14 protein-coding genes are annotated in these 13,464 nt (G+C 39.1%); 3 read left to right on the top strand and 11 right to left on the bottom strand.

The annotated features are described in order from the left end of the window. Positions 1-523: 523 nt before the first annotated feature. The 5 genes from H8B21_RS08750 to H8B21_RS08735 all read right to left on the bottom strand — a co-directional run bounded on the left by H8B21_RS08750 (position 524) and on the right by H8B21_RS08735 (position 3,711). Positions 524-1,126 (bottom strand): nuclear transport factor 2 family protein, encoded by a 603-nt coding sequence (locus H8B21_RS08750; protein ID WP_223814928.1) that lies wholly within the window; start codon positions 1,124-1,126, stop codon positions 524-526. Positions 1,127-1,451: 325 nt separating this feature from the next. Continuing rightward, complete coding sequence (locus H8B21_RS20735) at positions 1,452-1,580, bottom strand: hypothetical protein (RefSeq protein ID WP_262891550.1); 129 nt, start codon at positions 1,578-1,580, stop codon at positions 1,452-1,454. A 3-nt stretch (positions 1,581-1,583) separates the two neighbouring features. Continuing rightward, positions 1,584-2,075, bottom strand: a complete 492-nt coding sequence (locus H8B21_RS08745; protein ID WP_223814927.1) for a hypothetical protein — start codon at positions 2,073-2,075, stop codon at positions 1,584-1,586. Between the two features lie 219 nt (positions 2,076-2,294). Then, on the bottom strand, positions 2,295-2,897 hold the full coding sequence (locus tag H8B21_RS08740; RefSeq protein ID WP_223814926.1) for a nuclear transport factor 2 family protein: 603 nt from the start codon (positions 2,895-2,897) through the stop codon (positions 2,295-2,297). A 445-nt stretch (positions 2,898-3,342) separates the two neighbouring features. Then, on the bottom strand, positions 3,343-3,711 hold the full coding sequence (locus H8B21_RS08735; protein WP_190313396.1) for a DUF1304 domain-containing protein: 369 nt from the start codon (positions 3,709-3,711) through the stop codon (positions 3,343-3,345). A 438-nt stretch (positions 3,712-4,149) separates the two neighbouring features. On the opposite strand from H8B21_RS08735, the gene H8B21_RS08730 reads away from it, so the two are divergent. Next, on the top strand, positions 4,150-5,397 hold the full coding sequence (locus tag H8B21_RS08730; RefSeq protein ID WP_190313395.1) for a hypothetical protein: 1,248 nt from the start codon (positions 4,150-4,152) through the stop codon (positions 5,395-5,397). Between the two features lie 40 nt (positions 5,398-5,437). Here the strand turns inward: H8B21_RS08730 and H8B21_RS08725 are convergent, their stop codons facing one another. From H8B21_RS08725 to H8B21_RS08715, 3 genes are all read right to left on the bottom strand, one after another. Then, on the bottom strand, positions 5,438-5,692 hold the full coding sequence (locus H8B21_RS08725; protein ID WP_190313394.1) for a hypothetical protein: 255 nt from the start codon (positions 5,690-5,692) through the stop codon (positions 5,438-5,440). A gap of 33 nt (positions 5,693-5,725) precedes the next feature. After that, positions 5,726-6,439, bottom strand: a complete 714-nt coding sequence (locus tag H8B21_RS08720; RefSeq protein ID WP_190313393.1) for a DUF4328 domain-containing protein — start codon at positions 6,437-6,439, stop codon at positions 5,726-5,728. Positions 6,440-6,588: 149 nt separating this feature from the next. Further along, the gene (locus H8B21_RS08715; RefSeq protein ID WP_190313392.1) at positions 6,589-7,014 is read right to left on the bottom strand and encodes a nuclear transport factor 2 family protein; all 426 of its coding nucleotides are present in this window, start codon (positions 7,012-7,014) and stop codon (positions 6,589-6,591) included. Between the two features lie 237 nt (positions 7,015-7,251). Between H8B21_RS08715 and H8B21_RS08710 the strand changes: the two genes are divergently transcribed. Then, positions 7,252-8,718: a glycoside hydrolase family 130 protein gene (locus tag H8B21_RS08710; protein WP_190313391.1), complete on the top strand. Its 1,467-nt coding sequence runs from the start codon at positions 7,252-7,254 to the stop codon at positions 8,716-8,718. Position 8,719: 1 nt separating this feature from the next. Here the strand turns inward: H8B21_RS08710 and H8B21_RS08705 are convergent, their stop codons facing one another. Together H8B21_RS08705 and H8B21_RS08700 are read right to left on the bottom strand one after the other, a co-directional pair. After that, the gene (locus tag H8B21_RS08705; protein WP_190313390.1) at positions 8,720-9,835 is read right to left on the bottom strand and encodes a hypothetical protein; all 1,116 of its coding nucleotides are present in this window, start codon (positions 9,833-9,835) and stop codon (positions 8,720-8,722) included. 18 nt (positions 9,836-9,853) lie between these two features. Next, positions 9,854-11,062 (bottom strand): glycosyltransferase family 4 protein, encoded by a 1,209-nt coding sequence (locus H8B21_RS08700; RefSeq protein WP_190313389.1) that lies wholly within the window; start codon positions 11,060-11,062, stop codon positions 9,854-9,856. 401 nt (positions 11,063-11,463) lie between these two features. Here H8B21_RS08700 and H8B21_RS08695 point away from each other — a divergent pair, with 401 nt between their 5' ends. Beyond that, a complete protein-coding gene (locus H8B21_RS08695; RefSeq protein WP_190313388.1) occupies positions 11,464-12,402 on the top strand; it encodes a hypothetical protein in 939 nt (312 codons plus the stop codon). A gap of 412 nt (positions 12,403-12,814) precedes the next feature. Here the strand turns inward: H8B21_RS08695 and H8B21_RS08690 are convergent, their stop codons facing one another. Further along, positions 12,815-13,240: a nuclear transport factor 2 family protein gene (locus H8B21_RS08690; RefSeq protein ID WP_190313387.1), complete on the bottom strand. Its 426-nt coding sequence runs from the start codon at positions 13,238-13,240 to the stop codon at positions 12,815-12,817. Positions 13,241-13,464: the final 224 nt, after the last annotated feature.

Below are 13,464 nucleotides of genomic sequence, written 5' to 3'. Positions count from 1 at the left end.
CTCAGAGAGAACCATCTAATATATTATAGGTTTTTAAAGTATATGCGCTAAAGTTAAGAAGAATAGGCTATCGTTGCACTGCGAAAGTGTTTTTTATTATTACGATTACCGTCTACGTAAAAAAATCCTGAAGCGGGGAGCTTCAGGATTTTTAACTAACTAACCAATTATAAACCTAAATTATGAAGTACAAATATAACGACAATTGCCTGTATTTCGTTTCTTGTAAGTGTATATTTAACACATATTAACAAAGATTTCGTCATTTATACAATATTTCCTTTACTATCGGCAAATCCGCTTCTATGCCACCTGGGAACTCCCATTTCAATGGTAGCTCATTTTTGATCTCACTATTCTCATTCGGGATTTTGTAATTGGATACGAATATAAAAATTATTAAGGAAGATTTGACTGAGAACAAAAAACCAAAGCCTGCATCCGCAGGCTTTGCTAACTAAACTAAACATCGGGAGATATCTCACGACATGTCCCCCTATTGAAACAAAAATCTAAAATTCTTTTATGGATAAGTCGTTTCCACTTTGCTTACTTTCCAGCCATCCTTTCCCTGATTCAAGGTAATGTAGTCTACGCGGGTGAAGTTATCAAATGCCATTGTTGCTTTGGCCACGCAGACCTTTCCATCCTGCGATAGGATCTCGTAGCTGCTCTTGCAGTCATATTTGTTACCCCTGTTGACCTTCAGGTATTTGATGTATTCCTTTTTGCCCGCGCGGTCGTTGTTGTTCACGTTGCGGTATTCAAAATCATCTGCAAAAAGGAACTTGTTCAGGTCGATGCTACCCACTGTAACAGCATCCATATAGGAGCCTATTACCATGTCCGATTCCACGTTTTTTAAAGGATTGGCTTTTTCCGAAGCAAAGGAGCTTAGGGATGTTACCATGATCAATGCTGCTGCGATAGTTTTCAATGTCGTTTTCATGTCTGTAGTTTTTAATGTGATGTATATATTATTTTTTCTATTTCTTATTTGATATCTCAAAGGTAATGCGGTGGGCAGATTTACCGAATAACGATTAGACCAAGCTCCGGCATTTCTCGGTAACTGCGGTGAAAAAATCGGTGAATGCGCTATGCATATATCTACTTGTCTGTTCATGCCAAAAGGATTGCAAGCCAGTTGCCAAAGTATTCAATGCGTTGTTTTAAAGGTGTTTGTGTTTTTTAGGGGGATTTCAGGTTGTTCACTGGCGGACAGATAGTGTTCGGTAATGAACAAAAAAAATCCTGAAGCGGGGAGCTTCAGGATTTTTAACTAACTAACCAATTATAAACCTAAATTATGAAGTACAAATATAACGACAATTGCGTGCCTTTCGTTTCTTGTAAGTGTATATTTAACACATATTAACAAGTGTTTCGCCCTATGTTAATAATTCTCTAACAATAGGCATATCCGCCTCCGACCAATCGTAGTTTTTAAGTCACCATAAGAAACCCGGATGGTCTGCGTGTACTCCGGCAATAGCTAACGAACCACCTGCCCATTTACAAAGAAAAGGGTAGAGGTAATCTCCCATTTCAGGGGAAGCTTGGTTTGATAACAAAGGCATAATCTACTTCCTTTTGAACAAGAATAGCATATAATTATAATTTGTCGATGGAGAAAGTGGAACACCTAGTTTCAAACTGTTTTTGGTCAATTCAAACACATCTAATACGACGATTTCATTTCCGCTTCCGAGCGTCAATTTCTTTGTCGCCACATCGTAAAAGTAGTTCTGGTTTTTTGTATTTAAGACAAGGTCGATACCGTTTTCGCATAGAGTTCCGTTATCATTGATCGTCAAGCGGTCTTTTAAAAAGATGAACGAATCATCCATGTGGCAATCTCGCCACGGGTAATATATGACGTTGATGCCAGGTGCTGCAGGAGGGTTGGTGCCTGGATTGTCATCGGTCATTGTCGCTATCCAGGTAGTGTTAGATAAGTCGTCTTCAGGGGTGTCTTCGTTATCATCCTTAGTGCAACCACCGAATAATAATGCGGCGATGGATAAATAGGCTATGTATTTAAACGGCATTTTAAAATTGTGCTGTGATATCATTTTTGATCTCATTATTCTAATACGGGATTCTGTATTGGTCATGTTTAGTTTTGTCCTGAAAATATATTCGTAATTGGATACGAATATAAAGATTATTCAGGAATATTTGAGCGACAACAAAAAAATCAAAGCCTGCACTTGCAGGCTTTGCTAACTAAACTAAACATCGGGAGATATCTCACGACATGTCCCACTATTGAAACAAAAATCTAAATTCTTCTACGGATAAGTCGTTTCCACTTTGCTTACCTTCCATCCATCTTTGCCCTGGTTCAAGGTAATGTAGTCTACGCGGGTGAAGTTATCAAATGCCATTGTTGCTTTGGCCACGCAGACCTTTCCATCCTGCGATAGGATCTCGTAGCTGCTCTTGCAGTCATATTTGTTACCCTTGTTGGCCTTCAGGTATTTGATGTATTCCTTTTTGCCCGCATGGTCGTTGTTGTTCACGTTGCTGTACTGGAAATCGTCTGCAAAAAGGAACTTGTTCAGGTCGATGCTACCTACGGTAACAGCATCCATATAGGAGCCTATTACCATGTCCGATTCGACGTCTTTCAAAGGATTGGCTTTTTCCGAAGCAAAGGAGCTTAGGGATGTTACCATGATCAATGCTGCTGCGATAGTTTTCAATGTCGTTTTCATGTCTGTAGTTTTTAATGTGATGTATATATTATTTTTTCTATTTCTTATTTGATATCTCAAAGGTAGTGTGGTGGGCAGATTTACCGAATAACGATTAGACCAAGCTCCGGCATTTCTCGGTAACTGCGGTGAAAAAATCGGTGAATGCGCTATGCATATATCTAATTGTTTGTCCATGCCCAAAGCATTGCAAGCCGGTTGCCAAAGTGTTCAATTTGCTGTCTTAAAGGTGTTTGTGTTTTTTAGGGAGATTTCAAGTTGTTCGCCGGCGGACAGCAGGTGTCCGGTAATGAACAAAAAAAATCCTGAAGCGGGGAGCCTCAGGATTTTTAACTAACTAACCAATTATAAACCTAAATTATGAAGTACAAATATAACGACAATTGCGTGCCTTTCGTTTCTTGTAAGTGTATATTTAACACATATTAACAAGTGTTTCGCCCTATGTTAATAATTCTCTAACAATAGGCACATCCGCCTCCGACCAATCGTAGTTTTTAAGTCAACGTGAGAAGCCCAGATAGCCTGCGCGTGTTCGGCAATAGCTAACGAACCGCCTTTCCATTTCGCGTTTAATTTTATACAGGCGCTACTCATCCTTACAGATGTCAACATCATTAAGCTATCTAGCTAATAGTACAAAGATTAACGCTAAAATTGCAGGGATTCCCTGTTTCAAAAGGATACTTTTTGAGGCCGTGGCTGCACCATAAAGAGCAGCTACAATAACGCAGCTAAGAAAAAACACCCTGATATTGAAGGACCACGCCGGATCTTGGATCAGAAACGACCAGAGAAGCCCGGCCGCAAGGAAACCGTTGTATAGGCCTTGGTTGGCCGCCAGTTTTTTTGTAGGCGTAAAAAGGTGATCCGGTAACGACCCTCCGAAAACCTTTTTTCCGGTAGTTTCCCAGGCAAACATTTCTAACCACATGATGTAGATATGTTCTAAAGCTACTATAGCTGTGAACACGGTTGCGAGTATTTCCATTTTAATCAACTAATTTTCAACGTTATCAAAATCTTTCTGAGCTGCCTGCATTGATGCTATATCCCATGTCGCTCGACGCTATACAAATGTATATAATAAAATAACAGTATTATCTTGAGGACAGATCAGGGAGATTATTTCTTTCTCATCTTCGTCTTCCTGATATATTTGTAAGTAAGACGCAGCTCAATAGCGAACTGGTGATATTGCTTTATATATAAAGCATAAATTATGTAAAATTGCTTTTTAAAAGAACCAAAATCGACATCTCTGTAGTTTTCCAACCGTTCTGCAAACTTCTGAGGTGCCTTTATTTGCTCCTGGAACCGAACGGCCGTAATATGTGCAGGTATGTGCCAAAGTATTCAATGTTTAAAGGTAAATTGGTTGCTCCCTCAAATTTTCTTATATTTATCGATAATCAATGCCAACTATCTCATGACAAATAAACATTCAGAACAAACTCTTAAGTACTCTATCGTTTATCGTGTAGTTTTGGTTTGTCTGCTCATTAGTTTATTGGCCGTGATATTCTTCTTGCTCATGCCCATATTCGGATATCCAATGTGGGCATTCACAGGCTCCAAGTTTATAGCCATCTTACTTACGGTGCCGTTATATAAGCTTTTCAACTACACCCGTTATGTTTTCCGTTGGCGTGCGGTTCTGTATCCAGGTGGAATCGATATTTTTGATCCGAAGAGCGGAAAACTATCTTATAGCTGGGGCACAGACTTGGTGAGCATGGGAGATTTCAATTTGAATCTGCTCGTCATCTTTCGTAGAGGCGATAAAAAGCGGGATTATTCTTATAAAATTAGTAAATGGGTAAGCGGGCAACGGTTAATTGTCCAATCCAACATCGTGTATGCTACGAACGGGAAGAACGAAAAACTCAGAATCAGTGAGCAACAGCGGAAAGAGGCGATGGAGGAGACGCAGCAGATCTTTGATGATTTTTTTAAAAAACATAAGTATAATTTGCTCTTTCTAGCATATTGTTTTTCATTGGGCACGGCAGGTCTCGCATGTGTCTATATCCTAATCGATATCGTATATTTTGAAGTATGCACTGCCGCTGTTTTATGTGTGGCGGTAGCACTGCAAATTACGCTTGTCATCCAATATAGGAGTCTATTCACTCGGAAGCCGTTAACGAGGCTTGTGGGTGCAGTATTTGTGTCTGTAACTGCTTTTACGTTCATCATGTTTGATAATGTGCACGCCCAGCGTGAATTATTCTTTTTCCGATGGGGTATCGTGTTCGGCTTAGTCGTTACACTATTTATTATAGGTTTTGTACTGTATCACGATATCCCCATATACTTGAAATACGATTGGATATTATGCTTAGGCGTGTTTATATTATTCAGCCTATACAGTACTTCTGCTTTAAAGCTTGCGAATATGTTTAATACCGGGAAAACTTTGGGATGGGAGCAGGGAACGGCACATTCGGCATCTTCTCTTCGTATTATTATACCCGGAAACGATCCTGATTATATCAAATTTGATAATACTGTTTGGGGAACGAGAGACATGGGGTTGTTCTTTTCAGATGAGATTAATGAAAGTGTGACCGATGCTCGGGTCGAAATACGGGTATTTGAGGGCAGGTTTGGCATACCGTGGTTTTATAAGAATTATCACAAAGATCAGAGCGATAATATAAGGTTAATAAAGTAATTAGAATTCACAATTCACAAAGATAGAAATGTTTAGTGAATTATGAGAAACTATATCCTTCACCTTCGCCTTCTTTATCTTCTACCCTAAAACGCACCGAATAATGCTCTTCTGTATCCCTATTTGGAGAAAGATTTCCTGTTACAGTGTTCCTACGGGCAACACTATATTCGAATAATTGATTGTTCTTTAAATTAATCTCCGGTTGCCATGCGTGCTTTTGGATTGTTTGACTGCGTGTATAGATCAAACAAACACTTAAGGCTAGGATGAATATAACCAGTTTTAGTTTCATATTGAAAATTCCTACTTTGATTTTTACGACCTTTTATAAAAGTGCAGGGATATTATCGAGTTCATTGTTCTCGTCAGGAATCTCAGCTAGAACAGCCTCTGCTTTCGCATATCTTCTCACTATCTCGATTGCCAGAAGTGCGAGCGGAATGCCAATCAAACTAGTTACTATGCCAAGTGTGGTAACGCTGAATATATCCTCTATAGAGTCGATATTTCTCGACATACGAAATGAAACTTGGCCAAGGACATTATTGACAATCCATAATATCCACCAGAATGTGATAATATTTAAAGAAAGCTTTTCTTTAGTCTCAGGGTGATGATCTTCTAATAGATAACCCGTATTTCGATACATTTCTTTCATGATCTGGTACGGTTTGTAAAGGTTTATAACAGGTAAAAACCAACAGATACCGGTATCCTTATTGGAGTGCGAAAGATATTCATCTTTTTGACTTAAATTATAATAAGCTCTCCTAAACCACCTAATGAACATCACTGCTGATACGATGAAACAAATTAAATATGTTACCCCAAAGATTTGTTGTCGAGTATCGTTCGTGTTTGCAGCTTCTTCAGATATTTCAGGAGAAGACAGTAAAGCATATTGCAAATAATCGAGGAAAATGGAAACGAACTCGAGTATGAGGATAATCCATAACAATGTGATGGCATTTTTGGCTCGCTTTGCATTCGGGCGGAGCATACCGCGCGTTTCCGTTGGTTCGGTTAATGTATTGGTCATGATTAGATTGTCTTGAAAATATATTCGTAATTGGATACGAATATAACAAAAAAATCAAAGCCTGCACTTGCAGGCTTTGCTAACTAAACTAAACATCGGGAGATATCTCACGACATGTCCCCCTATTGAAACAAAAATCTAAAATTCTTTTATGGATAAGTCGTTTCCACTTTGCTTACTTTCCAGCCGTCCTTTCCTTGGTTCAAGGTAATGTAGTCTACGCGGGTGAAGTTATCAAATGCCATTGTTGCCTTGGCGACGCATACCTTTCCATCCTGCGATAGGATCTCGTAGCTGCTCTTGCAGTCATATTTGTTACCCTTGTTGGCCTTCAGGTATTTGATGTATTCCTTTTTGTCCGCATGGTCGTTGTTGTTCACGTTGCGGTATTCAAAATCATCAGCAAAAAGGAACTTGTTCAGGTCGATGCTACCTACGGTAACAGCATCCATATAGGAGCCAATTACCATGTCCGATTCCACGTTTTTTAAAGGATTGGCTTTTTCCGAAGCAAAGGAGCTTAGGGATGTTACCATGATCAATGCTGCTGCGATAGTTTTCAATGTCGTTTTCATATCTGTAGTTTTTAATGTGATGTGTATATTATTTTTTCTATTTCTTATTTGATATCTCAAAGGTAGGGTGGTGGACAGATTTACCGAATAACGATTAGACCAAGCTCCGGCATTTCTCGGTAACTGCGGTAAAAAAATCGGTGAATGCATATATCTCATTAGGGTATACACCTTCGTCAGGCGAGGTATTTTAAGAACTAATATGTTATTCAATTGTTATAACAAGAAAATTAAGAAATGGCATTACAAGTAATACGAAAAAACATATTTTTTAGACCCGACTCAAAACGGGTTTTGGCGCGCTACTTTAACCTCGGTGCGGAACGCGCGACTAGAATCATATCGCGTATACTGAATTCCACTAAACAGCAAAAAACGGATTTGTTCAATCAATTGCTACGTAACTTTTCAAAGCGTCATCGCAGTATTGTCAGTATTTGGGAAAAGAGTTTTTCTTACACGATGGAGCTTTTGCATGATTCGCCGCTAGCTTCAAAAACATACACATATCAAGATAAGCTACTTATCGGAGCCTATTTCACGATGGAATATTCCATAGAAGCTGCGGCTTTTTTCAATCCGTCTATTGTAGAATCCCCAGATCAGACACAACTTAATGAAGGGGAGAAGCGCGTTATCATTAGCTTTAGAGCCACAGGAGAGGGCCACGTGTCCTCACTTGTCTTCCGGTCGGGTGTAATCGATAATAATATGGACATCCACATGGACGATGTTGGCGTATTGCTTGAAAAACCGAAGTCATTTAAAAATTACCGCTATCAACGGGAGGACTTTATGGAGAAGCTGTCACAGATACACGATCCAACGGAGGAGATGGTGTCCATCTTAATGTCAAAATTTACGGAAAGCTTTACCTACGAAGAGTTAAGGCGTTATATCACGGAGATTAAAGAGGAAAATCAACTGGACGTCGAAAATATGATATTAATGGATCATGTTGCCTGGTTGGCTTCCTCACATTATGAAATTACGTTTTCATTGGATACGGCCATCTCCGAACGTGTGATATTTCCAATTTTGGGTACGGAAAAAAATGGTATTGAAGACGCACGCTTTGTTAGATTTATTTGTGACAAAGGTAAGTGTACCTATTACGCTACATATACGGCGTATGATGGTATTACCATTTTACCGAAGCTGTTGTCGACTAAAGATTTTATCCATTTTAAGATACAGCCCATTAACGGTAAGATCGCTAACAAAGGAGCCGCATTATTTCCTCGTCAGGTCAACGGAAAATATGTCTTATTATGCCGGGTAGACGGTGAGAGTAACTATATCGCTTTTTCGGACGATCTCATTAATTGGCACCAAGAAGTGACACTTTTATGCGAACCAACATTGCCATTGGAATACGTGCAGCTTGGAAACTGCGGATCTCCTATAGAGACCAGCAAAGGGTGGTTGGTTCTGACGCATGCCGTCGGGCCTATGCGCGAATACACCATTAGCGCACTTTTGTTGGACCTGGAAGACCCAACGAAAATCGTCGGAAAACTTCAGCGGCCGCTAATCTTTCCAAATACCGAAGAACGGGAAGGATATGTTCCTAATGTGGTGTATTCGTGTGGACAGATCGTGCACAATGGTTACCTAATCATCCCTTACGCTATGTCCGACCATACCTCTACTTACGCTATAGTTAACTTGAATGAATTACTGCAAGAGTTGACAAAAGGATAAATCAATCAAAAGACGTACATAGATATAAAAATGCTTTCCAAAAACTGATGGTGCTCTCTGCCCCTTGGTTTTCATTTATCCCGTATCTTTCCAATCCATCCGAACAGCCTTTGCTAACAGGATCATAAAGATGCAAGCCGAGATCATTTCCACCAAAAAACCATTGAAACGTCTGTATCATTCGGTTTTTGTAATGCTCATCATCCGTTAAAAGGTATATCTGTTTATATAAAAGCAGCATGGATGGGATCTCAATAGGTTGCTGGCCAAATTTACTTTTGCCCTCCCGGTATGGATACCAATTCGAATTACCTACGGTAGAAAGATGGCCCGATGAGAAAAGCAGACTGTCTAAGAACAGGGCTGACGCCATACCGATTTTATTTGCTGTTTCGTTTCTGAGAACGGTTGCGGCGCGTAACAAACTTAAAGGCATAACAGCATTATCGTAAGCAATGATTTTTTCGAACCACTGCCAGTCTGCAGTGCTGGCCTCATTAAATTCTTCCTGAAGAAAAGCGGACAATACCGCTATATGATTTAATACACCAGGATCTATTGCACTATGTTTTTCGTAATAGTGGAGTAATCCTAATAAACAATAGGCTACAGCCCTGTTAGAACGGAGTTGCAGGCAATTTGGAAGCGCTTTCAGAAAAATTTCCTGTGCCAACGGCGCAAATTCGCTATGAGGATCGATTTTTAAAAAAAAACCCAATGCCCATATAGTGCGCCCATAGCTATCTTCCGAACCTACTTTATCCAAAAACGTATTGTCGAAAGAAAGAAAATTGCGGAATTGGCCATTCTCCAACTGCATGTATAGCATATAAGCCAGATAAGTGTTAATCGATTCCCGTAACGCCGCAGTCGGCTGTTGCTGATAAGCCATTGTGACGAGAATAAGCGCCCGTGCATTGTCGTCCAGACAATATCCATGATGATAATTTGGAATGGTATATTTAGCATGCTGTATGATTCCCACCTGATTTGTCAGCCGTTGTATATGAGAGAGATCAAGTTGCGGAAGGGCAGGGATAAGTTCTTTTAATAACGACCAGTCCCATACTGGATGATTCGGTGTTGCAAATTCAGTTAGATAGCCTTTTTGTTGCATAATGTACAATGATTAGTATCAGTAAGATAATTTCTTTTGCGTAGTCGTCAACATTGCCGAAAGTTTTTCAGGAAGATCGGAAAAAGTGACACTGGGCTGCGTTTCTGTCTGTTTATCCAATATTTCTTGCAACAGCACCAATTGTCGGAAACCAATAGTGCTCCAGCTCATTTTTTTTCCATATTGAGCAGCATTTTTTCTGTAAAAGCGTAACAAGTCCGGGTTGTCCAGTAACTGATTGATAATTTTTGAGAGTCCTTGCGAATCTCTGAAATCGAATAAAAGTCCGCGTTTGTGAGCCAACAGATCTTTAGCATACCAATAAGGAGTTGATATTACGGCTGCACCCGCTCCCAAAGCAAACGACAACGTGCCACTGCTAATCTGTTGTTCATTGGGATAGGGAGTTACATAGATATCGCACGCGCTTAAATACTGTACCAACAGATCTTCCGAAGCGAAGCAATTGATGAAGTTTATTTTACTTCCGATACCCAATTCTTCAGCCTTTTGTTGTAATTGCTCGCGATAGCTTTCCCCTGATTCTTTAAGTACATTCGGATGGGTCGTTCCCAAGATAATATATTGGAAATCTTGGTCTTTCACGTGTGAAACCGCTTCAATAGCTGTTTCAAATCCTTTATTTTTTCCGAGAAAGCCGAAACTCAACATGATTTTTTTATCTGTGAGTCCGAGTGCCCGTTTTGCTTTTTCCTGTTGATAATCAAATGTCGGCACACCATGTGGAATATGTGCGATTTTATCGCCTGGAATCTCATAGATTTGCTTCAACATTTTAATTGCATATTGTGTCATGACGGTGATTTGCTGGCTCACGCGAGCAAGTTGTTGCAAAGTCTTTTTCTCTTCTTTACTGGGTTCTTTTAATACCGTATGAAAGTTGCAGACGATAGGGATATCGAGTTGCTGCGCCAGCGTGAGAATATGGCTTCCGGCTTCTCCACCAAAGATGCCATATTCGTGTTGTATAATGCATATATCAAACGTATTGTTGATGAATCGCGCTGCTTCTATATAACTATTTAATTGATCACGTAGGATAACATGCTTAACTTCCGAAGGAAAAGAAGATTCACTGCCATCTGCTATACTAACAACAGAAGGATAACAGGCTCCAGTCTGTAGCAAAGATTTATAGGTATCATGTGTAAAAGTGGCGATGCCACACTGTCTAGGAGGATACGTTCCGATTATGGCTATTTTCATTATTTCCAGTCGATTTATGAGGTAATATTCTATAAATATAGAACAGGTGTTTAGTTAAATATGTTCTTGTAAAACAGATAATAACAAACAAATGCCGTATAAATACATGTAATTACGTATAAGTCCTAAAAAAAAGACGCCTACGAAAAAAAAAATCCTGAAGCGGGGAGCTTCAGGATTTTTAACTAACTAACCAATTATAAACCTAAATTATGAAGTACAAATATAACAACAATTAGCGTACCATTTGCATTGCTTAGTGTAGGTTTAACACATATTAACAAATGGACGACTTTTATACCATGCAAATACTTTGGCGCCGATTTTGATATGAACTAATCGAAAGGAGAAGCACAACTCATCCCAGTTAAATGAAAGCGTTATAAGCAATATAATACCTGATGAAAATAAACCATAGTCTAGCACCATTAATTTTGTCTGCACTGTTTACATTTTCATGCCATAACAGAACTATTGAAAATAATATCATAAGGATAGATTCTGAACAAGAATGGCTACAAGAATTAGACGGAGAATGGGCTGTTCAAAATGACTGGCGCGATAGCACATTGACGTTCAGCAACACCAAAAATAAAAATTTTAAACAGGAAATTTTTCCGGCTTACAATACAATAACATTCAACCATAAGAATAATACAATAGAAGTGAAAACTTATGGCGAATTTGGCTGTGGAGTAGGGGCTATTCAAAATTTGACAATAAGCAACTCAAAATGGAATTTGAAAAAGGGTGTATTGAATCTGAAATTTGATTACAGTGATTATTCCGGCCAACATCACCTGGAAAATGCGTACAGTATAGAAAGAACAGAAAACCAACTGATATTAAAAAAGGTAGACAGCATTCATTTAGACACGAACAAAGAGATTTCCACTGCTCAAACAGATTTGTTAGCAACACTTCCTGTACGGGATTTTCCTATTACCGACAGTACAAACTTCGACAATTTTAAAACATCCGGGATGCCTGATAAGGGTTTTTTAAAGCGGATCAATTTCAAAACCAAACATACAGATGCAAAAAAATTCAGGCTAAACTATAAAATCCCTTACGCTGAAAACTTTACTTCAATTGTGGTTGGTTATCAAAGTGGCGACCACGAGCTATTTGCATTATTGATTACGCTAAATAAAGAAAACGAAATAATAGACATGCTGGAAATTGCTTATGATGAAATTGCTGAATCCGCATTTAGGAAAACGAGTAAAATTGAAAAAGACAAAATAGTGGTGACAAGCTGGAATTGGATGGGCGAGGAACCTGTTGCTGAAACCGAAACGTACATTTTACAAAACGACGGTAGGTTTAGACTTCTCTAAAGAAAAAGTCGATTAATTGTTTAAGATGGTATCCCCGTAGATCAAAAAACATCCACTAGATATTTGTTGTAGTATCATGATATTAAATTCTTCTCACATTCATTCTATAAGATGTCAACTAATAGTTATAATGCATTGCATTTGGGTACTACTCAACTATATAACAAACGGGTCGTATATAATCACAAACGCCGCCTTAGTATTACCTTCTGTCTGTCGAACAGCGACAAAGATTCAAAGAACGTTACCTAGCGACTAAAGCCCTTTACTATAATGAACAGCCAGATATCGATGTGTTAATAAAACGAATTGGTCAATATATAGATAAACTGTAATACTAGCGGACACAAAAAAATCAAAGCCTGCACATGCAGGCTTTGCTAACTAAACTAAACAAAAATCTAAAATTCTTCTATGGATAAGTCGTTTCCACTTTGCTTACTTTCCAACCGTCCTTTCCCTGGTTCAAGGTAATATAGTCTACGCGGGTGAAGTTATCAAATGCCATTGTTGCTTTAGCCACACATACCTTTCCATCCTGCGATAGAATCTCATAGCTGCTCTTGCAGTCATATTTGTTACCCCTGTTGGCCTTCAGGTATTTGATGTATTCCTTTTTGCCCGCATGGTCGTTGTTGTTCACGTTGCGGTATTCAAAATCATCAGCAAAAAGGAACTTGTTCAGGTCGATGGTGCCCACGGTAACAGCATCCATATAGGAGCCTATTACCATATCCGATTCCACGTCTTTCAACGGATTGGCTTTTTCCGAAGCAAAGGAGCTTAGGGATGTTACCATGATCAATGCTGCTGCGATAGTTTTTAATGTCGTTTTCATGTCTGTAGTTTTTAATGTGCTATGTATATTATTTTTTCTATTTCTTATTTGATACTTCAAAGGTAGGGTGGAGGGCAGATTTACCGAATAACGATTAGACCAAGCTCCCACATTTCTCGGTAATTGCGGTAAAAAAATCGGTGAATGCGCTATGCATATATCTACTTGTCTGTTCATGCCAAAAGGATTGCAAGCCGGTTGCCAAAGTATCCAATGCGTTGTTT

This window comes from Sphingobacterium chuzhouense, assembly GCF_014692525.1.
Lineage (GTDB): Bacteria > Bacteroidota > Bacteroidia > Sphingobacteriales > Sphingobacteriaceae > Sphingobacterium > Sphingobacterium chuzhouense.
This window is presented reverse-complemented; position numbering and strand designations above follow the sequence as displayed.